This window comes from Maribacter litoralis, assembly GCF_902506355.1.
Taxonomy (GTDB): Bacteria; Bacteroidota; Bacteroidia; order Flavobacteriales; family Flavobacteriaceae; genus Maribacter; species Maribacter litoralis.
The window spans coordinates 2,285,399-2,309,442 of sequence record NZ_LR733271.1 but is presented as its reverse complement, the minus strand read 5'-3'; the positions used below and the strand labels follow the sequence as shown (position 1 = coordinate 2,309,442).

General features: G+C 35.2%; 20 protein-coding genes. 2 read left to right on the top strand and 18 right to left on the bottom strand.

What is annotated here, in order from left to right; translation table 11 throughout:
- Positions 1-282 precede the first annotated feature (282 nt).
- Together EXIGUO8A_RS09645 and tamL are read left to right on the top strand one after the other, a co-directional pair.
- Positions 283-5,271 carry a translocation/assembly module TamB domain-containing protein gene (locus EXIGUO8A_RS09645; protein ID WP_159302969.1) on the top strand — a complete coding sequence of 1,663 codons (4,989 nt, stop codon included), beginning with the start codon at positions 283-285 and terminating at the stop codon, positions 5,269-5,271.
- Positions 5,261-7,582 (top strand): translocation and assembly module lipoprotein TamL, encoded by a 2,322-nt coding sequence (tamL, locus tag EXIGUO8A_RS09640; protein WP_159302968.1) that lies wholly within the window; start codon positions 5,261-5,263, stop codon positions 7,580-7,582. The genes EXIGUO8A_RS09645 and tamL overlap by 11 nt, the downstream gene beginning before the upstream one ends.
- A 3-nt stretch (positions 7,583-7,585) precedes the next feature.
- On the opposite strand, the gene EXIGUO8A_RS09635 is transcribed toward tamL, so the two are convergent.
- From EXIGUO8A_RS09635 to EXIGUO8A_RS09545, 18 genes are all read right to left on the bottom strand, one after another.
- Positions 7,586-8,587: a metal-dependent hydrolase gene (locus EXIGUO8A_RS09635; protein WP_159302967.1), complete on the bottom strand. Its 1,002-nt coding sequence runs from the start codon at positions 8,585-8,587 to the stop codon at positions 7,586-7,588.
- A gap of 72 nt (positions 8,588-8,659) precedes the next feature.
- Positions 8,660-11,059, bottom strand: a complete 2,400-nt coding sequence (locus EXIGUO8A_RS09630) for a hypothetical protein (protein WP_159302966.1) — start codon at positions 11,057-11,059, stop codon at positions 8,660-8,662.
- Positions 11,060-11,109: 50 nt separating this feature from the next.
- The gene (locus EXIGUO8A_RS09625; protein ID WP_159302965.1) at positions 11,110-12,882 is read right to left on the bottom strand and encodes a MutS-related protein; all 1,773 of its coding nucleotides are present in this window, start codon (positions 12,880-12,882) and stop codon (positions 11,110-11,112) included.
- A gap of 88 nt (positions 12,883-12,970) precedes the next feature.
- Positions 12,971-13,453, bottom strand: a complete 483-nt coding sequence (locus EXIGUO8A_RS09620; protein WP_159302964.1) for an ExbD/TolR family protein — start codon at positions 13,451-13,453, stop codon at positions 12,971-12,973.
- 4 nt (positions 13,454-13,457) lie between these two features.
- The gene (locus EXIGUO8A_RS09615; RefSeq protein WP_159302963.1) at positions 13,458-14,075 is read right to left on the bottom strand and encodes an ExbD/TolR family protein; all 618 of its coding nucleotides are present in this window, start codon (positions 14,073-14,075) and stop codon (positions 13,458-13,460) included.
- 124 nt (positions 14,076-14,199) lie between these two features.
- The gene (locus EXIGUO8A_RS09610; RefSeq protein ID WP_159302962.1) at positions 14,200-14,553 is read right to left on the bottom strand and encodes an MmcQ/YjbR family DNA-binding protein; all 354 of its coding nucleotides are present in this window, start codon (positions 14,551-14,553) and stop codon (positions 14,200-14,202) included.
- A complete protein-coding gene (locus tag EXIGUO8A_RS09605; protein WP_159302961.1) occupies positions 14,550-15,098 on the bottom strand; it encodes a GNAT family N-acetyltransferase in 549 nt (182 codons plus the stop codon). Before EXIGUO8A_RS09605 ends, EXIGUO8A_RS09610 begins: the two co-directional genes overlap by 4 nt.
- A gap of 10 nt (positions 15,099-15,108) precedes the next feature.
- On the bottom strand, positions 15,109-15,504 hold the full coding sequence (locus EXIGUO8A_RS09600) for a Dabb family protein (RefSeq protein WP_159302960.1): 396 nt from the start codon (positions 15,502-15,504) through the stop codon (positions 15,109-15,111).
- Between the two features lie 17 nt (positions 15,505-15,521).
- On the bottom strand, positions 15,522-16,148 hold the full coding sequence (locus tag EXIGUO8A_RS09595; protein ID WP_116770248.1) for a DUF4230 domain-containing protein: 627 nt from the start codon (positions 16,146-16,148) through the stop codon (positions 15,522-15,524).
- On the bottom strand, positions 16,141-16,500 hold the full coding sequence (locus EXIGUO8A_RS09590; protein WP_116770247.1) for a DUF4260 domain-containing protein: 360 nt from the start codon (positions 16,498-16,500) through the stop codon (positions 16,141-16,143). The genes EXIGUO8A_RS09595 and EXIGUO8A_RS09590 overlap by 8 nt, the downstream gene beginning before the upstream one ends.
- A 2-nt stretch (positions 16,501-16,502) precedes the next feature.
- Positions 16,503-17,249, bottom strand: a complete 747-nt coding sequence (locus tag EXIGUO8A_RS09585) for a cyclase family protein (protein WP_159302959.1) — start codon at positions 17,247-17,249, stop codon at positions 16,503-16,505.
- A gap of 125 nt (positions 17,250-17,374) precedes the next feature.
- Positions 17,375-18,508, bottom strand: coding sequence for a radical SAM family heme chaperone HemW (gene hemW / locus EXIGUO8A_RS09580; protein WP_159302958.1), 1,134 nt, complete (start codon positions 18,506-18,508; stop codon positions 17,375-17,377).
- A gap of 72 nt (positions 18,509-18,580) precedes the next feature.
- Entirely contained in the window at positions 18,581-18,946 is a 366-nt protein-coding gene (locus EXIGUO8A_RS09575; protein ID WP_159302957.1) for a four helix bundle protein, read from the bottom strand.
- A gap of 50 nt (positions 18,947-18,996) precedes the next feature.
- Positions 18,997-19,554: a crossover junction endodeoxyribonuclease RuvC gene (gene ruvC / locus EXIGUO8A_RS09570; protein ID WP_159302956.1), complete on the bottom strand. Its 558-nt coding sequence runs from the start codon at positions 19,552-19,554 to the stop codon at positions 18,997-18,999.
- A 5-nt stretch (positions 19,555-19,559) separates the two neighbouring features.
- Positions 19,560-20,036, bottom strand: coding sequence for an energy transducer TonB (locus tag EXIGUO8A_RS09565; protein WP_159302955.1), 477 nt, complete (start codon positions 20,034-20,036; stop codon positions 19,560-19,562).
- A gap of 41 nt (positions 20,037-20,077) precedes the next feature.
- Complete coding sequence (locus EXIGUO8A_RS09560; RefSeq protein WP_159302954.1) at positions 20,078-21,217, bottom strand: tetratricopeptide repeat protein; 1,140 nt, start codon at positions 21,215-21,217, stop codon at positions 20,078-20,080.
- Positions 21,218-23,674 carry a TonB family protein gene (locus tag EXIGUO8A_RS18775; protein WP_236564464.1) on the bottom strand — a complete coding sequence of 819 codons (2,457 nt, stop codon included), beginning with the start codon at positions 23,672-23,674 and terminating at the stop codon, positions 21,218-21,220.
- Positions 23,671-24,033, bottom strand: a complete 363-nt coding sequence (locus EXIGUO8A_RS09545; RefSeq protein WP_159302953.1) for a BlaI/MecI/CopY family transcriptional regulator — start codon at positions 24,031-24,033, stop codon at positions 23,671-23,673. Before EXIGUO8A_RS09545 ends, EXIGUO8A_RS18775 begins: the two co-directional genes overlap by 4 nt.
- Positions 24,034-24,044 lie beyond the last annotated feature (11 nt).

The following is a 24,044-nucleotide window of genomic DNA, read 5'->3' as shown; positions in this document are numbered from 1 at the left end:
GCCAATAATTTAAATAGGTAATAAAGGCACAAATTGCTTGATTATGTTGTATACCGATAATCTTCGTAGCAAATAAGCTAAATTTATATTTTGGTAGGTTTAACTTTGCGTTTTTATGGCATCACTTAAAGAAACCAAGAAAAAGAAAAGAAGGTTTTACAACCTTATGATCATAATAGTCTTACTAATTATAATTGCTACAGGTTTTATGGCACAACTTGAACAATAGTTTGTCAATGATGAAAATTGAATGCTTGCATTCAATCCTCTAGTGCTCACTATATGGCCAACGAAAATGCGAAATTCAAAAAGTATTTAAAACGCTTAGGAAAAATTATCCTCGGGGTATTATTGCTGTTTTTTATTCTGGTATTGGTCATTAGAACACCCTGGGCGCAAAACTTCATCGTTTCAAAAGTCACTAATTATATATCTTACAAAACGAATACCAAAGTAGCCGTTGGCAATCTATACCTTACCTTCTCAGGAGACATTCAAATAGAAGACGTTTATTTAGAAGATGTAAAAGGCGATACACTTTTCTATTCACAATCACTGCAGGCCGATATTCCTATATACCCTGTTATTTTCAAAAATGAACTTTCCATTGATGATATAGTTTCAAATGGCGTTGTCGCCAAAATAAGTCGAGAAAGCAATCCCGAAGAGTTTAATTTCACATTCTTAATCGATGCACTGACCACACCAACCGATACTACTACAACTACCAGCGAACCCATGAGTATTACCGTGGGTAGTGTAGATATAGCTGATTGGAAATTGACCTATACAGATGCCTATCTTGGAACCGACGTTAATTTAGTGCTTGGTAAGTTAAATATAGATGTATCTGAATTTGACTTAGATACCATGGAGTTTTCTTTGGATGATTTTACGTTAAGCGATACCGAGTTTAAATATGTACAATCTCATGCATTCCCCATAACCGAAGACAGCACAAGTACAGCACTACCATTTATTGAAGTTGAAGATTTTAATGTAAATAATGTAAACATCAACTACGACAGTCAGCCTGATGGTTTACGAACTAAATTACAACTAGGTACTATTGAACTCACAGATATACTAGCAGATGTTTCTAAAAATAGATACGAGACCGATGACCTTGTTTTACATGATTCACAAATAGAACTAGAAATAAGTAGTGAAGAAACTAAAGGAACTACCAATAATACAGCTGAATTTGAATGGCCAGAATTTATCATCGCCGCCAACACTATAGATATTGCTAAAAACAATATCATCTATGCAAAAAAAGGTACAAACCAGCTTGAGGATACTTTTGACCCAAATGCCTTCAAAATTCAACAATTTCAATTGCAAGCTAAAAATTTGGCCTACCAACCCGAGAAATTTAATCTGAACGTTTCTAAATTTTCCTTTTTTGAACCTAGTGGCATAAAGTTAAACCAATTGGCATTTAATGCAGGCTTAACCAATACCGAAGCATCACTTTCAGATGTTGTTTTTCAAATGAATCAGAGTTCAGTAAAGGCAGATTTTAATGTACAGTTTAGTTCCTTAAAAGGCGCATTGAAAAATCCTGAGAAAAGTGCCTTATCCGCCACTATTTCAGACCTTAATTTAGAGCTTGACGATGTACTACAACTACAACCTGAATTAGCCCAAAATCAGTATTTAGATTCCTTATCGGCATATTCAATTATTGGTAACTTAAAAGCAAGGGGGACTTTGAAAAAAGTAGATGACTTCAGTACCGAATTACAATGGGGAAATGACACCAAACTTAGTGCAAAGGGAAGCATAAATAATTTAACGAAACCAGATTCACTACAATACAACTTGAACAATATTAGCTTTAAAAGCACTGAAAAAGCAATAAATAAAATAATATCATCTAAAGAACTAGGTGTTTCAATTCCTGAAACCATACTAGCGGAAGGTAATTTATCTGGTGGAACTACATGGGTAAAACCCAATACAAATATCAAAATACCTGAAGGTTCCGCTTACATAAATGCACTAGTAGATTTTGGAAATATCATGAAATTTGACGGTGCTATTTCAGTAGATAGTTTACAACTGGGACAGCTGTTACAAAATAATCAACTGGGTAAAATTTCACTTGATATAAAAGGTAAAGGATCAGGAAGTGAACCAAGTAATTTTGATGCCAATATCAACGGTACAGTTTCGCAATTTCAGTACAGTGGATATGACTACAAAGAAGTGACTATTGATGGAAATCTAAAAGACGGGAATGGTACTATAACTGCCAACATCAACGATCCAAATTTGAACATGAAAGCAAATGCTATTATGGCACTTTCATCAGAAGAAAATGACATTGTTTTTACGTCAAATATTATTGGGGCAGCTTTACAAGAACTTGGGCTTACAAAAAGTGATATTAAAATTGCAGCGAATATCAATGGAAACTACACCGGTACGCCATCAAACTATACCATAAACACCACAATTGATGAAGGTATTGCCATTGCCGATAATGAGCAATACCAAGTGTCTACTATTGTCTTAAAAGCCCATATAGAAGATACTATTACCGATGTTTCCGTACAGAGTAATTTCTTGAAAGGACAATTGGCATCGAACGCATCACCCAATAGAATAACCAACGCCTTAAAGAAACAAATAGAGCAGTATTTCACTACAGACGACACAACTAGTTTTACAGTAGAAGATGATATAGATGCTAAGTTGGCTCTAGCAGTTATCCCCACTCCTATTCTATCTAAAGTATTTTTTGATGGTGTCGAAGATTTAGATTCGTTGAATATAGATGCTAGTTTCAATTCTAAAAATCGAAAAATTTCTGCCGAGGTCACTGTACCACACATTGCATATGCCGGTAGTTCTGTCGATAGTTTAAATGCATATATAAAGGGAGATTCTGTCGACCTTAAATTCTCTGCTGGTTTGGCTGATTTAATTTATGAACCCATCCACCTAAAACAGACTTATTTAGAAGGAAGCTTAAAAAACAAAGAACTATTATTGGATTTTACTTCTAGAAACGACTCCGTACAAGTAATGCATATAGCATCGGGACTATCAATTCAAAAGGACACTTTAAGACTCCATATCAATCCTGAAGATTTAATACTGAATAAAAAGCAATGGGAAGTACCAGAGGATAACAGTATCGTTATTGCCGAAGCATATTCTGACTTTGAGAATGTCGTCTTGACCAGAAATGCTCAAAAATTAGAAATATCGAACAAATTTCTAAAAATGAATACCGAACATATCGGTATTCTGTTCGAGAACTTTCAATTACAGACTTTCCTTAGTTTTTTCAATCCAGATGAAGCTTTGGCGAAAGGAAAAGTAGAAGGAGATTTCGTAGTTCTTAATCCGTATACCGCATCGGGTCTGGTAGCCGATATTGATATTAAAGATTTTCACGTGCTCCAAAATCCGTTAGGTACTTTAACCTTAGATGCATCTTCCAAATCACTGTCTGAATATGATTTTGACTTGGCAATGAAAGATGGTGGTGCAAACCTCACTTTAACAGGGGACTATACAGCTGAGGAAAATACTGCGTATTTAAACATGGAGCTTGATATTCAAAAACTGGAAGCCAGCATTATACAAGGGTTCTCCAATGACCAGTTGACAAATGCCAAAGGTTATTTAGACGGAAGCCTTTTGGTGAAAGGTACCCTTGCAGAGCCTAAATATTCAGGAAGAATAAACTTCAATGAATTCGGTCTAAGTCTAAATGCCTACAAATCTGCATTGGAAATCGATAATCAATACATAGATATTGACCAAGAGACCATCAGTTTTAATTCATTTGCCATAAATGATGTCAACCAAGGTACGTTGACCATAGATGGCACGGTAAATACAGACAGTTTTATAAATCCAGGTTTCGACCTTTCGGTGAAAACAGACCAGTTTAGAGTACTTGATTCTGAAAAAGGAGACGATGAATTGGTGTACGGCATTGCAAGTATACAGGCAGATGTTACCGTTAATGGAGATTTAGAACTACCTGTTATCGAAGGTAAATTACGTGTTCGTGATGTTACCGACCTTACTTATGTTGTACCGCAAGACCAATTGGATATTCAAGAACGAGACGGAGTGGTCATTTTTGTAAACAGGGAAAATCCTGATGCTATTCTTACAAGAACGGATGAAGAAACAACAAATTCATTTTTTGCAGGTATGGATATCAATACCATTCTAGAAATAGGAAACGAGGCAAAATTTACTATCGTTCTTGATGAAAAAACACAAGATAAACTACAAGCATCTGGTGATGCTACATTGAATTTGAACATAGACCCCAATCAAGACATTCGATTATCTGGGCGGTTAGAATTAAATTCAGGATTCTATAGAACCAGCCTATATAACTTGGTAAGTCGTGAATTTCAGTTACAAAAAGGCAGTAGTATAGTTTGGAGCGGCGACCCTTATGATGCCAAAATGGACGTTACCGCAATCTATGAGATAGAAACCTCGGCATCATCTTTAATGTCATCCATAAGTTATGGTACAGACAGCAGTGTTTCTGGTTCATACCAACAGACTGCCGATTTTTTGGTGTATCTAAATATTGACGGACAGCTAACACAACCAGAAATATCTTTTGCTTTAGACATGCCCGAAAGTGAACAAGGTAATTTTGGCGGTGCCGTTTATGGTCGTATTCAACAATTGAACGAGCAAGAGTCTGAACTGAACAAGCAGGTTTTTTCCCTATTGGCATTAAATCGTTTTTATCCCACCACGGGTAGTGATGGTAGTAGCGGTGGTGCTATTTCTATTGCAAGAAACAATGTAAACAAAGTACTCTCTAACGAACTCAATTCCATCTCGAATAAACTATTGGGCAATACCGGTTTTGAGCTTGGTTTTGACCTAGACAGTTTTGAGGATTATGAAAGTGGCACTGCTGAAAGCAGAACCCAATTGAATATAAGTGCAAGCAAAAAACTTTTCGATGACCGATTGATTGTTACTGCCGGTAGTGCCGTGGATGTAGAAGGTAGCGCCTCATCTAGCGAAACGGAAACCCCGTTAATTGGCAATGTTACGTTAGAGTATTTGCTGAGCGAAGAAGGTACATATCGACTAAAAGGCTTCAGAAAGCAAGAGTATCAAAATATTATAGATGGGCAATTGATTATAACCGGAGTCGCTTTTATATTTAATCGGGAGTTTAATAAATTCAGTCAATTGTTCAGTCCGTTGAAAAAAGAAGAACCTGAGAAAAAAACTTCTAAAAAGAAAGAAGAGGACATTGAAAAATAAAAAATTCACATATCGTACTTTATTATGCCTCGCACTATTGTTTGTTTATTCTTGCGGGATAAAAAAATATATACCCGAAGGAGAGCAGTTATATACAGGAGCAACCCTTGATTTAAATTATGAAGGAGAACTACAAGACAGTAAGAGAGTTAAGGCAGAATTGCTTAATCTTATAGAACCAAACCCTAATACCAAGTTTTTAGGAATGAAACCTGCCTTGTTTTTTCATTATAAGGCACAGCGAGAAAAACCCGGTTTCTTATATAGATTTCTAAATAAATCCTTTGGTGAAGAACCTGTTTATTTTTCAGATGTAAACCCCGAACGCGTAGAAGAGTTGATATTGAACCGACTAGATAATAACGGATTCTTCTACAGTGAATCCGAATCTGAAACGGTCATCGATGAGCAATTTGCCTCGGTAAATTATTCCGCCAAGTTACCTGCTCCTTACGTATTGGAGAATTACACCCTAGAGTCGGATACTTTACCTATGTACAAGGAAATAGAAAAATTGCTGCCGGAAACCGCGTTAAAAAAAGGAGACCGTTTTGATTTAGATCTATTAAAAACTGAAAGAATACGCCTTAATAACGGTTTAAAACAAAAAGGTTTTTACAACAGTCAAGAAGACCTGTTGATTTTTGAAGCGGATACCAATCAATACAAGAATAGAAAATTTGATTTGTTCCTTAGGCTTAAAAAAGAAGTACCTAGCCGTGCCTCTATACCGTACACCATAGATTCCATTACCGTTTACCCCAACTATACTATTGAAGGTGACACTTTGCCCTTGACCAAAGAAAATGTAACTCAAGTAGACAGTATAGATTTTGTACAGAACGAATTATATTTTAAACCAGAACTCTTAGAGTCGTACTTACTCTTCAATGAAGGTGATCTATACGATGCCAACACATCAAAACAAACAAGCAACAGACTATCTGCTTTAGGCAGTTACAAGTACGTAAACATACAATACACCGAGCTAGACACCACTGGTACCGACGGTAATGGAGGGTCGTTAGCGGCAGATATCTATTTAGCTCCTCTAACAAAACGATCCATTAGAGCAGAATTACAAGCTGTCTCTAGATCTAACGGTTATACAGGTCCAGGAATCTTGTTGAGCCATACCAACAGGAATGTTTTCAACGGTGGCGAAACTTTTAGTGTCTCGGCAGACTTTTCTTATGAGCTACAACTGTCTAATAGCAATAACAATCTCAGTAGTATTGCCGGTGGTTTAAGTGCCGATTTGATCATACCTAGATCCATACCATTTTCTCCCAGCAGGTTTAAATATGCCGTGCCTAAAACCAAAATATCTTTAGGGGTCGATTTTCTACAACGTAGCGATCTGTTCACCCTAAGTTCCGTAAACAGTAGTTTTGGGTATACTTGGAAAGAAAATCAATACGTGTACCATACATTAGACCCAATCAGTATAAACTATTCCAGATTATCTAACGTAACCGATGAATTTCAGGAAATTCTAGATGATAACGAATATTTAAGCCAAAGTTTTGAACAGCGCTTTATAGCCGGTTTGCTATATAGTTTCACATATGATGAAGTCTCTAATCTTAGCAAAGAAAAGCCCATTTATTTTTCCACCAATTTTGATTTGGCAGGAAATGCCTTAAGTCTATTTAGCGGAGGCTCCAATACCATTTTTGGATCAGAATATGCACAATATGCAAAAGTGGATGCCGATTTACGACTCTACTTACGCTGGCAAAAAGAACGTACGTTAGTTTCACGTATATATGCAGGTTGGGGAATACCTTATGGAAATAGTTCCACTTTACCTTTCGTTAAACAATTTTATTCTGGCGGACCATATAGTGTGCGTGCCTTTGACATCCGTTCAATAGGACCTGGTAGTTTTTATCCGGATACCGAGGATGATTCTACTGATTACTACGACCAATCGGGTAACTTAAAATTAGAGGCCAATGTAGAATATAGGTTTCCGTTATTCTCCTATTTAAAAGGAGCCTTTTTTGTGGATGCAGGTAACGTGTGGCTAACAGGAGATTATTCCAGCCTTGTAGAAGATGAATCAACTTCGTCTTCTTCTGTATCACTTTTTACTGACGGAAAGTTTGAAAAAGATTGGGTAAACGAAGTTGCTGCTGGTGTGGGCTTTGGTTTACGCTTAGATATTCAAAGTTTTGTTATTCGGTTAGATTTGGCTTCCCCTTTACGTATTCCCTATTTAGACGAAAACGAACGATGGAACGTACCCTTCTTTGGTAATGCAGATAATAATATGACCTTGAACTTCGCGATAGGCTATCCTTTTTAAATATTAATTTCCCCACATACGTTGCCAAAGAGCGGACAATAATCGTTTTGCATCCCTTTTAAATTTAGGTCTTTCTTCAACAATTAAATCATCACCATTAGGCACTAAACTATAGCTAAAGGCGAATTGAGTCTCGTTTTCATCTAAACTAATGAGTCCGAATCTAAGATCGTTGAAATACAGATGCCCATCATTTTCGGTAATCGTATACCAGCCTTCGGATATTTTTATAAGTCGCTCTATTTTATCGTTACTAGACCATTTACCCAGTAATGCATGATTTTTAGGATACGATGTAAACGAGATAGGCTGCGTATCAAAGAAAGAATAATCTCCCATTAAATAAGCATCTTCAGTATCTATATTTGCCATCCACAATACCGTATTCAATGGTGCCGGACGCGTATTCATTTCACTGTACACAATACCCTGTTCATCGAGCGCATTCTCAAAATTCTTAAAAGCGATTGCTTTTAGAACTAAGGTCAATAGTAAATAAGCACTACTGATTATCAGACCCAAGTGCACATATTTTCTACGTTTTACAGCAGTGCGTTTTTGAAACATAGACAGTATCAAGAAAACAACGAACGGTAATGTATAGAGTGGATCAATCACAAAAACACTTTGAAAAGCCAATCTTGTTTTAAACGGCCAGAATAATTGTGTACCCCAAGTAGTAAATGCATCCAATAACGGATGCGTAAAGAGACCCCAGAACATGAGCCAAGACCAGTCTTTCCAGGTAGCCGATTCTTTCTTGTTTATTTTCCATACTAGCCATCCAAAAACAGGAGCAAATAGTACAGAAAAGAAAATGGAGTGACTAAAACCTCTATGCCATTCCGTTGCCGTAACGGTATCTAGAAAATAGCGTGTTATGACATCTAAATCTGGAATGGTACCAGCAATAGCACCGTAAAGCATAGCTTTATTGCCCACTTTCTTACCAAGAACCGCCTCACCGACCGCTGCCCCGAGTACTATTTGTGTTAGTGAATCCATATAATGCCGAGCCCCTAGTCCCCAAAGGGGGAATTAATAAGTGTTGTTATATAATTTTAATAAAATATTAAATCAATCAATTACAAGATATTGCTCAGAAGAAATCAAACTACCATCAGACCCCATGCCCTCAATATAAAAATTGATATTATTCTGTAAGGTGTTTAGTATTTTGAATGTAGCTATACCATTTTCATCCGTCTTTAATTCAGGAACCCAATGTATAGTACCAAAATTCTCAAATTCATTAGAAAGATATGAAGTGTATTTAGGGGTATAAAATTTCTTAACAGGTTCGAATCCTTCTTTAAGTTCGTACTTAAAAACATTCTCATCTTTACCATATTGACCATTATAATCTCTTGGCAATCTTCTAGTATAAATACGAATTACGCCACCGGCGCCTCTTGCTCCTTCTCTAGCCCCAGATTTATCTATCATAAAACTTTCTATTTCGCTTGTAGGCATTTTATATAGAATGTCAAAGTTTGGTAAACGGGCATTATCTAGATATACAATAGGAACAGGGTAAATATTACCCCCCATAAAGGAAGATGGTATAATTGACCTAATAATTACACGACTCACACTGCCAAACTGAAGATTCTCCAGCACATAGTAACCCCTAGACCTAATGATATCGGTAACATACGGTAAACTAAATTCCAAATTTTCAGTAACTTCAGTCATCCTATTCACCAAATATTTAGGAATTAAAGAATTCTTTGCAACAGTAGTTTGGACCTTATCTTCAACAACTGTAACCTCATTTAAACTTATGGTATTATCAGAAGAAATTAGATCTGGCACATTATTTATTTTAGAACTATTTTCATCTTCAAATTCTATTTTTTCTTTCCAAATAGCAGCAATTTCATTCGGTACAACTCCCAACTTCATATTCAAACCTATATTTGGTTTTGCCAATTTTCCATTCTTAACAATGAGGGTAAAATCCAAGGTTTCACCTTTTACAGGAAATTTTTTCTGTATTAAAAATCTATTGTCTAAGATGTCTAAATATCTACTACGACCATCAGGAAAACTAACTAATAGCTTCTCTTCTGATGTAACTCCTTTATTATAAATAGTTCCTTCTAAATCTATTCCCTTTTCAAATTCATAAAACTGACCAGGAGGACCTTTAAAAACATCGGTCCAATTATATTTAGACCAACCTTGGGTCATCAATAAAAGATCTAAATCATTCTCTTTCTTCGGGGTAACATCCTTAAAATAATATTTTGGATTTTCAATAAATCCTTTTACATAAGGTTTTAAATATAAGGCACTATAAATAGAGTTTTTTTGATTGTAAGAAATTGTATTACCAGGTAAAACAGAGACACTCAAATTTTGTTGCACATTACCGTTATCAAGAAGTTTGACTTGAATATTCAAAGAATCGCCCTCTGTGGTTAATTTTCTTACCTCCAATTTAGAGTCAAAAAGATCTGCATAGTCAAATATTAATCGCTCAGCAATTGGCTTACCATCTGGATTGAATAACGTCAAGATATTCATCCCTTTATTAAGCACCTCTTTATTTAAAACCTTAGATACAAATAGTTTATTCTTAGGGAAGGTAATAGGTATTCTATTTGCATGACCATCTTTGTGTACCAACAAATAAAACTGTTTTTCTTTAATAATTTCCTTTGTCGTCGCGTTTGTTGTCAAACTAATAATGAACCTGTCATCATCAACATTCTTTACATTAAAAGAGATGCCTACTTTAGAAGGTTTTTGAAGTGTAGTGGTTTCCACATTACCATCGTCAAACTCTATTTTAGCCACGTACTCAATACCTGCCCTAGGATTAAAATTAAATTTTCCCAAGCCAAAAATTGATGTATAAAATCTGGCTACTTGAGTATTCTTATTATCGAATATAGACCCTTCAACAATTCTAACACCATATCCGTTAGCATCGGTAACTTTAACTCCCATAACACCTGGCGCATCTTCAACGAAGTTACCGCCTTCGGGTAGAAACTGGATATCATAATCTTTGATGGGTTTAGCCTTTTTAATCGGCTTCTCGTTTAGGATGGTGATTTTCTGAACAAATGAATCATCTTCTTTAAAATTCTTCATCCAATTCGTACTTGTACGAAGATAATATTCACCACTAGCAAGCATTGAATCTACAGCAATATTACCTTTAAAATAACCATCACCTGCTTTAAAATGGTAGTCGTTAAATTTCTTACCATAGCCATTATACAACCCTACGTGAACTGTGGTAGTTTGGTTAAAAGGTTTATTGTTATGCCTATCGTATACATAACCTTTTAGCCATATTTCTTCGTTGGCTATATACGTTGTTTTGTTCGTGTGTAGAAATATTGACTCTCTTGGCAACTCAAAATATTTCAAGAATTTATCCTTGACCAAATTGTTACCAATTTCATTTTGAGCAAAAATAATATTAGAAAGTAGAAAAAGGAGTAAAAGCGAAATTCTATGCATAAAAAAAGACGGAAAATGATTACAATTTTAAATCTAAGAATAAAAAAGATTTATTCTATTATCCCCATCTTCTTTAACAGAAAAGAAGCGTTCATATTTTGACAAATACCGTCTTTAAACGTGTAATCGAAATGTAGTTCGTTATCTATGATTTCTGCGTCAAAATAATGGTTCTTTACTGCATCATATTCTTTGGCAACTTCACAGAGGCTAAGATCGTGAGTAGCAATAATTCCGGTAGATTTACTCTTTACTAATCGCTCTACAAACCTTCGTGAACCCAATGCCTTATCGGTACTATTGGTTCCCTTCAAAATTTCATCTAACACAATAAAATAACGGTCTGTTTGTATTTCATCTACAATGTATCTAAGACGCTTTAATTCTGAAAAGAAGTACGATTCATCATCTGTCAATGAATCTGTAGTACGCATACTGGTAATGAGTTTAATTGGAGAATAACTTACGGATTCAGCACAAACTGGCAACCCAACATTAGCCATCATAATCTGTAATGAAACAGTTCGTAAGAATGTACTCTTACCGGCCATATTTGCCCCGGTAATTATAAAAAACTGTCCGCCCTTTATCGTGATATCATTCAATATACTTTTCTTGGGATCCAATAAAGGGTGACCTGCATTTTTAGACTTTAATACCACTGCGTCAGTGGTAATCGTAGGATACGTAAAATTCGGATTGTTAAAAGCGAAGTTCCCTAAACTACTATAGGCATCAAAAAATGCGATGGTATTGAACCAAATTTCTACACTCTTACCATGTTTTTGAATCCAGTTTTCTACCGCAAGGCAATCGGTTAACGAACGGAGAAAAAATCCGTTTGCAAAAATTAGATATAGAAGATTATTATTACGGTCTAGATTACTTAAAAGCGAAGCGAATTTCTTTAGCACTTTAGAATTATTCTCCCCATTGTTTAAAATATTGGATTTCTGTTTCTTTAATAGATCAGACGAAAATTCCGTTGTTTCTATCATTGACAGCAATTGATTGTACTGATCAAAAGTAGATTTCATTTTGGTAGCACTCTGACCTAAGTTGGTAACTTTCTTTGAAAAAACACCAACGATAATCATACCTAGTACCAACCACATAATCAAAACCGATTCTGGTAGGTAATCTAAAAAGTATGCAATAAATATAGCTACTGAAATAATTGAAAATACTAGCGGAATAAATTTCATTGCCTTGGGTACAAAAGACTCATAATTTTTAAGCCACTTAGTAATAGTATGTGTTGACGTTTCTGTTTTGGTCAATGCTGCCATGGCAGAAAATTCTTGTCGCCAGTCTACTTTTTCACCAATCTCGGCAATAGCTTCTTGCTTTTGCTTTATGTCACTGATGGAATTTTCTTTGTAGATATCCGCCAATAATAGACTACCCTCTTCAAGTTTTGTTCTGTTGGAAATTTGATAAAAAGACCCCTCACCGAACAAGTCTATATCTTGACTAAAAAAATGGATATCGTCTGCAAATTCTTTTCCGTTGGACAAGTTGGAATAATCTCTTTTCAATACCTGTAACTCAACTGTATTGATATCTTTTAAAGCTTCTAATTTTTCTTTTTGATGTTTTAGATTCGAGTATTTACTTACCAGAAATAGGAATAAAGGAATACCTACACACAACACACCAATAACATATTTAGCATTTACCGAGGCAAAATAAATAGCTACGATAGTACCCAAAAATATAAGTAAACGAAGTAAACTAAAGGTGAATAATGTTTTATTAAGTGCTTCAATCTGTGTGCTGAATCCCTTTACTTTATTGGTGTAAAATTGCTGTAAATTATCCATTCAAAATAAACTATTATAGAAAAGGTAAAGATAACCTTAGAAAATGGTTTCTATAAATGGAAAATAGATTTAAAACATTCATTTCATTCTATAAGTTGTTTACAGTAGCACCTTCATAAGTGGTATAGTTTATTTTCAACAAATTCACCATACGAAGTTCGCTTTTAAGGTCTTCTATTATTCCCATTTTCACACCAACATCTGCTTTTATAGATACGGTTGCAACACTTCTTAAATGCTGTGGCATTGATGACAAGGCTTGCAAGGCATAATCGCCTACTTCATCTACGGTAATAAATTTATTATCCATTTGAATTCTGGGTTCATCTCCCAAATTTGCATTACTACTTTTAGTAGGCTTGCCTACAAAAATTTCTATAACTCGGTCTTTCTTATTTAACTTCTCAGTCTCTGTTGCCGTTGGCAAAGTATTTTCCACCAACAAGTTCTGATTTTTCATAACCGTTACGGTCATAAAGAAAAAGAGAAGAATAAAAACGATATCTGGCAATGAAGCAGTTGATACATGTGGCAAGTTTTTACTAGATCTATATTTGTTAAATTTTATCATGACTTTAATTATTTACGGTTTCGGGTTCTAAAATTTTCTGTGGGTAAAGTGCTCTTATAATTTCAAGTCGTTCTTTTAGAACTTTCTTTTTGTCCTCACTAATTTCTTCATCGTAATAATCAGAATAAATGGTTTTATAAGGAGTATTATACAATTTTAAGCTCTCTCTATCTCGTAAGTCATTATAAGCTGCAATCACTTCATTTTGGACTGCAACATAAACCGGATAACTACTATTACGCTGTGCCTTTATAGAAATGATAGCTTTATCTGGATTCTCAGAGGAATCTGCGAATCTATTTCCTTTACAATAATTGCAATATCCTTCTGCTTCTATTGGTAATCCTCCATTATCAATAAAAGTGATTACTTTCTCTCTAAGGTTTTTAGGGTCTATAATATCTCCTTCAGCCATTATTAAGTCAGCATCATTTATGCTGATTTCAAAAAGATTACGCTCTTTAATGTCAACACTGTTGTCAGTAATATTAGGAGGCATAGACCGATTAAGTCCCGCATCATTTTCTATAGTAGTGGTAACTAAGAAAAAGATCAGCAATAAAAAAGCAATGTCTGCCATTGAACCGGCATTTACCTCTTGAGGGTTTCTGTGGTTTTTCATAAATAGTGGTTTTAAGCACTATTAAGTACTGAAAATTGACCGCTAAAGAAAAGTTAGAATGAGGGAATGGTGGTTTTGAATGAGGGAATGGGAAAATAAATTGGTATAATTAGCTAGGTATGTATTACATAGTCTCCAACTCCGCCTTCACTTTCTTAGTCAATTTAGACACCACCAAATCATAAGAATGGTCAATAAGCTCTCTTGTAAGGTCTTTGGATATTTTATCTAAGTAAACAGTGTTCCAATGCTTTATACTCATGTGCCACCCTTCTATAATGCCATCATGTTCTTCACGAAGTGCTATGGCTCTTTCTGGGTCACATTTTAAATTGATACGTAATGGCACGTGGTCTAATCCACAAAGGGCGAACATTTTGCCCATTACCTTAAAAACCAAGGTTACCTCATCAAAAGGGAAAGATTCCGTAACTCCTTTCTTTGAAATACAATATTCTCGGTATTCTTCAACGTTCATTTATGTACCGTTTTGTCTTTCATGTTATCCATAAACTGTGAGGCATCATCCCAATAGTACCTAATTTTCACAAAGGTCTTATCGCCAATATCGTTAGATTCTACACGTTCTATGGCAACACCGCCTACTTTTTCATAGTATAATATTGCGGCAGCATTGGTATCTAACACCCATAAATAAAAGTTATTTCCACTATCTATAGCAAGAATCTCTTGTGCCAATGCGGTCATCAGTTTTGTACCAACACCTTTCCCTTGAGCTTGAAGACTTACGTGTAAATTGTCCAATAACGTACCGTATTTGTCGTCATGGTCAAAATAGGCACACATAAAACCTAATAATTCACCCTCGTCTTCTGCTAACAAAACAAACTGATCATCTGTATGATGCTGAAAACGATTTTCCCATTCTTTAAGCCTATTTTCGAATGCCAAATGGTCTAAAAAATGGGCACTGAAAGATGCACGGTAATTCTGCTGCCAACTTTTGGCATGCAGAGTTGCAATATCGGCTACATCAGCCGCCGTAGCCTTTCTATAGATCACCCCCTCAAATTTAGATTCCGGTGGAATCGTAGACGATTACTTTTGACCATAATTTTTCCGACTCTGCAATGAATACCTTGTGCGGTGCTTCATCTTGATATGCTTGCTGAGATTCGGCAGAGTCAAAACTTACGATCAAAGAATAGGTAAAAGAACCATCTACAACATCTCTACTCGCCTTTGGCGGCACGCCAATAAACTGTGTTTTCGCATAGGCTGAATTATCTAAAAACTTACGTAATGAAGTTTCAAAAGCGGTACGATCTGCTTGACTATCAGGATTTTTCAACCAAAAAAATACGGTATGTGAAAAATTAGCATCGAATTCTGTCATTTTATCATCATTTTGACCAAAAGTTACTGTGGTCATTAAGGTTAATACAAGGATACAAATTACATTTTTCATTTTAAATTTTATTTAATTTATTGTTTTTCTTCTAACAATTCTATTTGTTTCTGCGGAATTTTAAGTGCCGAATAATCAAGCGTCCAACCAATGGTTTCAACTATTTTCTCCATGATTAAAACAGTTTGCAATGCTTCTTTTCTAGCGGTTTCCATCAATCCGCTTTCCGGTATTTTTTCTCTGATGTGGGTTTTAGCCTCAGAGTTCAATTTAGTAAGATCATCCGGAGCAAAAAAGTTAAAAAATCCGCTTTTAATATCATAAAATTCCAACTCCGGTTCAATACTCAATACTTCTGGCTGTGGAAAATTATCAAGAACAATTGTTTTCTTTCCTTCATCGGCGTGCATCAAAATTTTACTGAGATCATAACCGATATGAGCCTTAGCTTTAATTACAACCAGTGCCTTCTTTTTACTGCTCACCAAACTCATAAAGTCCTTTACGTTTTCATACTTGTAGATTTCGGCAAACTCGCCTTCTACAGATATCAATTTGCAAACACTTTTCATTTTCTCCAATAACACGGTAGATTGGTGTGTTGTAATCTCTTTACTTTTCTTGCCTTTAAAAAAATTAAAAAGCCAATACATACCAATGGCTCCTAAAACCAGACCCAGAATCGTATCAAAAATATTATCCATTTTTATTACCTATTTCTCCTAAATGCGTAAACTTAAACCCTTTATCGTATTTAAGTCCGTAACCAAAGATACGGTCCATAGCCGTATGTATAAAAAGAATTGTACCTATTAATTGTACTATGGGCAACATAAAATATATGCCTACAAAGTATAAAAGTATGGCAAAACCCCTATGATGAAAAACATTATAGCACAACGCACCTATTCTAGAACCTAGTAAATAGCCCAACATTGAAATATCTGGAGTGAGTATTAAAACCGGTAGCCACCACCATTGGTAACCTAACAGACCGAACATAAAAATACCGAGTACCATTAAGGCGAGTTCCTCTAATTTTAGTAGATTTTTCATAGTTATTCTATTTTATAAAGTATTGGTCTGCTTGGGCTAGCGTCATTCTCAAAAGGTGCAACCTGTAAGTTCAAAAAATATGTACCATCAGTAATTGAATCTGGCACATAAATAAACTCAGTGATCGTAGCGTTTAATCTTACCGCTGCATTAAAGTTCCAAAATGCCTTGTGCGCCAAAAGAGCACCATTGTCCTTTTCTTTATCTACCGAAGGTAGATCTACCAACAAATGTTCAACACCCAGTTCTTTTAAAAATATCATGGCATCCTCTAATATGAAAGGCGGATTGGTATGTGAATACTGCCTGTTTTGTTTTGATGTTGCATTGGGAAGTGTTCTTATCACTAAAGCTGTTGGCGTTTTGCTGCTTACCGCTTTTTGAAGTTGATTTTTTGTAATTACGAAATCCCCTTGTTCTACGGATGGTGTTATGGTAATTACCTCAGCTAAAAAGAAGAACTGCTTTAAATGCTGATTTACAGATTGACGTTCTTTTGAAATATGCCCCACACATTCGGTATGCGTACCATGTGCATGCGGATTAAACCATATATCATAAAAATTGGTGCTCGCCCCTGCCGGAATACTCCCAACAAAATCCTTCTCTCGATGTGGCTCTATCTTTGGGGCATCAATATACCAGGCGTTTACATTGTCTTTCTTACTAGTGATCGGTATTGAAATATCCAATGGTTTAGATAGGTCTATTTTGTACTCGTTGGCATTATAGGTTACGGTAGTCTTCATTTTACTTACGCTCAAATTATAAGGCAGGTTTGAGATAAGAAAATTACAACTTTTTGGGCGGTTATTTTGAAGGATTTAAGAAGAGGTGAATATTCGTGTTCCTAGCTTGTTCTCGATACTATTTGTTATTTCAAATTCACCATAAACAAATCTGCGGCGATGCCGTCGGCCAAAAACATGCCTTTTTTTGTGGTTTTAAGGATGTCACCATCAACGAAAAGCAAATGCTCTTCTAAAAACTTATCGGCTTGCATTAAAATGTACTCTTTATATTTCGATCCAAATTCGGTCGCTATTCTAGATAACGAAACACCCCAAATCGTACGCAAGCCCGTCATGACATACTCATTGTATTTATCGGTCGCAGAAAGCACCTCAACTTCCATAGGTACTACATCTTGTTCGATGGATTTAATGTATTTCGGATTGTTATTAATATTCCACCCACGTTGTACACCATCAAAGGAATGAGCGGACGGACCAATACCTATATACTTTTTCTGTTGCCAATAGGCGGAATTATTTTGAGAATAATACCCTGGTTTCCCAAAGTTTGATATTTCATAGCAGTCAAATCCTTCAGCTAGCAAAGTTTCGTTCAACAGGTTGAAATGCTCTTGAGTTTCTTCGTCGGTAGCGGGAATAATCAATCCGTCTTCAACAAATTTTGCAAGTGCCGTATTTGGTTCAACGGTTAAGGCATAACTGGAGATGTGCGGTATACCAAAACCTAACGCTTTTTCAATATTTTGTTTCCACCGCTCTAAAGTCATGTTCGGCATTCCGTAAATCAAGTCAATCGAAATATTATCGAAATGTGCGCTCGCCAATTGCAAACACTTTTCAGCTTCCAAAGCATTATGTGCGCGATTCATCAGTTTTAGATCTTCCTCAAAAAATGATTGAATGCCTATACTTAAACGATTTATAGGACTGGCTGCCAATTGCAATATTTTTTCTTCGGACAGGTCATCAGGATTCGCCTCTAACGTAATCTCCGGATTGTCCACAACATCATAGAGCTCACGAACGGTATTAATCAATCGTGCTATTTCTTCGGTCTCCAGAACAGAAGGTGTACCACCGCCAAAATAAATAGTAGCTACCTTCTCGCCTGCGAACTCTTTTTTACGAAGCTCCAGTTCTTTACACAAAGCCTTCACCATCGCCTCTTTCTTCCCCATAGAGGTAGAAAAATGAAAGTCGCAATAATGGCAAGCCTGCTTGCAAAATGGAATGTGGATGTAGATTCCGCTCATGTGTTCAGTTTTCAGTTGGCAGTAACAGTATTCAGTTAACAGTTTCAGTAAAAGGTTTAAAATTTTCAGTTCCTATGCTGAACCGAATTTACTTGGATTATTAATCATATAGTTTAAAAGTTTACCTACTTCTTCACTATCATTTATCAAATCATTAAACGCTTTTTGGTCAATATACTCACACTTTAGTGCAAACTCTAACCACGTTTGTGTCTCTGAATTCTCTGCATCACTATCGGTTAACTTACTTATAAAGTGCTTAGGATAACTTCTTTTTCTATATGCTTCCGCGATATTAGCACTTACGCTTCTTGAAGAACGTCTTATTTGATCGGTCAAAGAATATTTCTCCTCTTTTGGAAAGTTTTTTGAAATATGAAATATCTTCATGGCAAGTGCAAAAGACTTCTTATAAGCCAATAAATCTTGAAACTGCATATATATTTTATTAATTACTGCTACTGCCAACTGAAACTGCCAACTGAAAACTACTTTTTAACCCTCTTCTCATTCTGTTTCACAAAAGCATCCCAGCCAGAATAGCTTTTACCGACCACATCAATTCTACCTTGATTATAAAAATGACAAACGGCAGCTGCTAGTCCGTCTGTACTATCCAAGTTTTTTGGGAGTGTTTTAAGTCCTAGTACGCTTTGTAACATTCTAGCCACTTGTTCTTTACTGGCATTACCATTACCGGTAATTGCCATTTTTATTTTTTTAGGAAGGTATTCGGTAATTGGTATTTGACGAGAGAGTCCGGCTGCCATGGCAACCCCTTGTGCCCTGCCTAATTTGAGCATGGACTGTACATTTTTACCAAAGAAAGGGGCTTCAATAGCAATTTCATCTGGGTGATAGGTATCAATAAGCTCAATAGTACGTTCAAAAATCAGCTTTAATTTGGTATATGGGTCGTTATACTTTTGCAAAAGCAATTCGTTCATTTGAACGAACTCCATCTTTTTACCCACTACCTTAATGAGTCCGAAACCCATAATGGTGGTACCCGGGTCAATACCCAATATTATCTTTTCGTGCGCCAAAATTTTTAGTTTGTTTTTAATTGAATAGGAATTCGGTACTTGGAATTCACCGGAATTCCTCTTTTTATAGCGGGTGCAAGTTTAGGAAGATTCTTTAAGCTTTGGGTAACCACTCCATCAAATTCTGGCATTTGATCAAGCACCAAGATATTCTTTTCTATGTTAGATACCTTTATTCTTCCTAAAGTGTCAATGACAAAGATAACATCTACAGTTTCACTTTCTTTATCGGTTAAAATGAATTCAAAATCATTTAAGGTTTCTTGAAAATGAGAGATTAAGGTTTCTTCAAAGCAAATTTTCTGTTGTTCTTTGGTAACCGCTTCTTCACAAGTATAGAAAAAAGGATAAGAGTCTACACTGTTCCAATCCATATCGCGCAACTCCTCATCTATAAGCTTCTGCGTTCTTTTTTGTTTAGACTCAAAGAACGAACAAGAACTTATTAAAATTAACACAAGAAAATAGATAACTCGTTTCATCACACCTGTTCTACGGGTGAAATTACGATTTTTTTGAGGAGTTAATCTTTGGTAAAATGGATTTCTTCCTTTAATTCAGAAATACGTTTTTTAGCGGTTTCGTAATAATACGGATGCTCATTCGGGTAATCATTTAAAAAATTCTGATAATAGACTAATTTCTTCTGCAAATCAGTACCAAACTGATCGTATGTTGTAGCTATATTATAATATGTACGCGCATCAGATGTATCTTCTTGATGAGCCATTTTGAAGAATTTGAATGCTGTTTTAAAATCGTTTTGCTCACGGGCAATATATGCCAATTGATTATAACCATTCGCAAAAACCGGTTTTTGAACTACCATTGCCTTCTTAATAAAAATTTTCGCGCTGTCTAATTTATTTTCTTTCTGATAAACACTGGCTAGATCAAAATAGGTTTGTGAATTGGTATCATCCCGTTTTATCAAAATATGATAAGCTTTTTTTGCTTTACTAAATTCCCAATTTCTGTTATACGAAAAAGCTAATTTATCGTACATATAATCTTTGTCCTCCCCTAATTCTAAAACCTTTTCAAACAATGGAATAGCCTTTTCATATTGATAATCGTTAAAGAGAACCAACGCATGTAAATTAATTAGCGAGACATCATTCTCATAATAACGCAATCCTTGTAAAATATACTTTAAGGCATTGTCTCGCTCTTGCTTAATAGTGTAATGTTTTGCGAGTTGAAACAAACTTCTTAGATGCGTACTATCTAAATTAATTGCTTTTTCATACTGTTTTAAACTTTCATCTGTTACATCTAAATGACGATTGACTTCTCCCAAATAAAATTGAAATTCAGGGTTAGTCATATTGAGATTAGACAAATTTGTAAACACAGATTTCGCCTCTTTAAACCTATTTACCTTGAGCAGTAATTTTCCAAGTTCAAATTGAGCGAGTTGATTTTTGACATCTTCTTCAACCACATATTGATACTGCGTGATAGCTTTTTCATAATTGCCAACGGCGTTATAACTTCTTGCTATCTGAAGTGCAGCAGAAAGTCCGCCAACTTTGGAATACTCATTAATCGCTTTTGAATAATTACCTAAAGTATACAAACTATCTGCAACCCCTAAAGCCGAGGTTTGCGCCTCGGCTTTAATTTGTAATAATAGCAGTATTAAAATAAAAAATAGTTTCAATTATTCTTTTTTAATTTTAATCTCAACAACACCGTTTTCACCCTCTTTTCCATACTTTTCTATAGCCTTTTTATCTTTAAGAATAAAAATACTTTCTATAGTATTTGGATCAATAGCTTCCATTTCTAGTTTAGTTATTTTTTTATCATTAACATAGTACAAAGGCTCAACCTCATTTTCATTCGAAATTTCAGAAACCATGTTTGCTGTATTTAATGTACTATCATCCTGTAATTTAAACTGTACAGGAATTGAAAAAGGAACATTTACAGCTTTACCTTTATGTTTTCCAGGTGTCATTTCCGGTAATCTCTTAATAATGCGCTCTACTTCCTCATCCAATAGTTTATCGGGACTACGAGTAGATATATGGCCTATAGTACCTTCTTTTGTAATTACAAACATTGCACTAACCCTACCTTGTACCCCTTTTTCTTGTGCTTCTTTTGGGTAATTAAAATGTTTACTAATATGTAGTTGCATTTTCTCATTAAAGCAAGCTCGTTTATCAGTAGCATTTTCACACCCAGGGAAAATTGGAACCTCATCTACAACAGAAAAAGGTACATCATTATCATAGATGTTTTTTTTAACTTCCTCTACAGAATCATCACTATCCTTAAACTTAAATTGTACTGGAATAGAAAAAGGAACATTAACGGCTTTACCAGATTGCCTGCCAGGAGTCATCTTTGGCAGCCTTTTTATTATGCGTTCCACCTCATCTTCCAATAACTTGTCCGGACCACGCATTTTGATATTTTCAATAATCCCTTCAGAGGAAATAGTGAACATCGTACTTACTCGTCCCTCTATATTAGCATCTTGAGCCTCTTGGGGGTAATTAAAATGCTTACTGATGTGTTCTTGAATTTTCTCATTGAAGCAAGCGCGTTTATCAGCAGCATCTTCGCAGCCAGGAAAGATTGGAACCTCCTCCACTATTGCAAAAGCAACATTGACATTATCCATTTCTTCAAATTCTTCTTCGCTTACAATCTTAACAGTTCGAGACTCAATACTACCCTTTAAATCTTTAATATCGGTCTTTATCAAAAATATATTTGTATCATCAGAAAGTATAATATTCGATAAATAATCTGGTTCATTTTCTAAACTAATTAACAATTCATTGAATTTTTGCAATTCATTTGAACTAAGCTTCGATGTATTACTTACTTTATATTCTAAAAAATTTGATGGATAAGCCCCTAAACTGTTATCATAAAAAGCAATATCTTTTCCGAATGCTTTAACCGATGATTTTAAGTCATTATCTATTAATTTATACGCTTTTCTTTGACCTACAAAACTATTATAGCCATCAGTAGAAGGTGGCTGTAACGTTGCTAACTTAATGTCTTTACCCGGGTTTTCTTTAATATAACCTTTGAATACCTTCTCCATCACTTCATTTTGTAAGACTTTATATAGAAAAAATTCATGTTTAGTAATTTCTTGGTCAATATCCTCATATTTTTCCGCTAAACCAGAAGTATATAAGTAATTCATATCCAAATTATCCTCTTTAATTTCATTCTTTACTTCTGAAATTAAAAGCTCATCATTTACATTGATTTCTTGACTATCAGTTGTGGTCTTATTCATTTTACAACTTGTATACAACAACATTCCAAATACCATTGGCACAAGGAGCAAATACTTCAACTGCCAGATTTTTTTCGATTTTGATTTTTGTAACATGACTATTCGTTTTTTGATTAATGATTTTGTAAAAAATTGATTGATGAAGGATATATGTTCGGTTTGAAAAACCTGAGCCAGCAACTGCTCATAATGATCTGATTTGTGCTCTTTTGATACTTGAGCATCGGCAATAAACTCATGTAATTCTGAAATACGATTTTGATACACGTACACTAACGGATTAAACCAGCCTACAATTCGCATCAACTCAAAAAACAACAAGTCGTACGTATGCCTTTGTTTAATATGTACCAATTCATGAGCAATTATGGTATCATGTTTCATTTTCAACACCTTATCTCCAATAAAAATGGATTTAAAGAATGAAAAAGCAATGCTGCTATTTTCTATAACAATCTGGGTAAACAAAGGGTAAGAAATCTTTTCCCCGCTCTTTCTCAAGAGGTATAATTGTCTAATTTTCAATCCGAATAACACTAATGCTACAAGCATTCCGCCATAAAGAATACCTTCTTGCCAAGTAAGATTCCAGCTGGCTGTTTCCTGAACTTGAACCATAACCGCTTCATTCTGTAATTCCCATAAATATTCTGGGTATTGGGCAAATGTTTGTGGTACTTGCTGCTTAAAAGCTTCAATTTTTACCCAAGGTAAAATCAAAGACAAAACAAACGTTCCTAGCAGATACAATCTGTTCCATTGAAAAAAGGTCTCTTTCTTTAGAAAAAAGTCATAAATAACCAAGAAAAGAAGTTGAAAGGCAATGCACTCCAAAATATACTGTATCATGGTTTTTCCTTTTTAATTTCATTTAAAACAGATTCCAATTCCGATAGGCTCATATCGTTCTTCTTCATAAAAAATGACACCATACTTTTAAATGAACCTTGAAAATAGCCGTCTACCAATTTGTTGATGGACTGATTACTATAATCTGATTTCTTCACCAAAGGGAAATACAAATACCCCTTACCGAGTTGTTCATGATCTACAAAACCTTTGCTTTCTAAAATTCTAACAATTGTAGAAACGGTATTATATGCCGGTTTTGGTTCAGGCAACTTTTCAATGATCGACGCTACGTTACATTTCTGTAATTCCCATAACTCAATCATTACTTCTTCCTCTGCTTTTGTCAACTGTTTCATTCAACTAATCT

Coding starts and splice junctions, on each gene's coding strand:
- EXIGUO8A_RS09635 (WP_159302967.1), bottom strand. CDS start 8,587: ATGGATTCACTAACACAAATAGTACTCGGGGCAGCGGTCGGTGAGGCG.
- EXIGUO8A_RS09590 (WP_116770247.1), bottom strand. CDS start 16,500: ATGAAAAATCTACTAAAATTAGAGGAACTCGCCTTAATGGTACTCGGT.
- EXIGUO8A_RS09600 (WP_159302960.1), bottom strand. CDS start 15,504: ATGAAAAATGTAATTTGTATCCTTGTATTAACCTTAATGACCACAGTA.
- EXIGUO8A_RS09595 (WP_116770248.1), bottom strand. CDS start 16,148: ATGGATAATATTTTTGATACGATTCTGGGTCTGGTTTTAGGAGCCATT.
- EXIGUO8A_RS09645 (WP_159302969.1), top strand. CDS start 283: ATGGCCAACGAAAATGCGAAATTCAAAAAGTATTTAAAACGCTTAGGA.
- EXIGUO8A_RS09630 (WP_159302966.1), bottom strand. CDS start 11,059: ATGCATAGAATTTCGCTTTTACTCCTTTTTCTACTTTCTAATATTATT.
- EXIGUO8A_RS18775 (WP_236564464.1), bottom strand. CDS start 23,674: ATGATACAGTATATTTTGGAGTGCATTGCCTTTCAACTTCTTTTCTTG.
- EXIGUO8A_RS09625 (WP_159302965.1), bottom strand. CDS start 12,882: ATGGATAATTTACAGCAATTTTACACCAATAAAGTAAAGGGATTCAGC.
- hemW (WP_159302958.1), bottom strand. CDS start 18,508: ATGAGCGGAATCTACATCCACATTCCATTTTGCAAGCAGGCTTGCCAT.
- EXIGUO8A_RS09585 (WP_159302959.1), bottom strand. CDS start 17,249: ATGAAGACTACCGTAACCTATAATGCCAACGAGTACAAAATAGACCTA.
- EXIGUO8A_RS09545 (WP_159302953.1), bottom strand. CDS start 24,033: ATGAAACAGTTGACAAAAGCAGAGGAAGAAGTAATGATTGAGTTATGG.
- EXIGUO8A_RS09610 (WP_159302962.1), bottom strand. CDS start 14,553: ATGAACGTTGAAGAATACCGAGAATATTGTATTTCAAAGAAAGGAGTT.
- EXIGUO8A_RS09620 (WP_159302964.1), bottom strand. CDS start 13,453: ATGATAAAATTTAACAAATATAGATCTAGTAAAAACTTGCCACATGTA.
- EXIGUO8A_RS09615 (WP_159302963.1), bottom strand. CDS start 14,075: ATGAAAAACCACAGAAACCCTCAAGAGGTAAATGCCGGTTCAATGGCA.
- EXIGUO8A_RS09565 (WP_159302955.1), bottom strand. CDS start 20,036: ATGAAACGAGTTATCTATTTTCTTGTGTTAATTTTAATAAGTTCTTGT.
- EXIGUO8A_RS09575 (WP_159302957.1), bottom strand. CDS start 18,946: ATGCAGTTTCAAGATTTATTGGCTTATAAGAAGTCTTTTGCACTTGCC.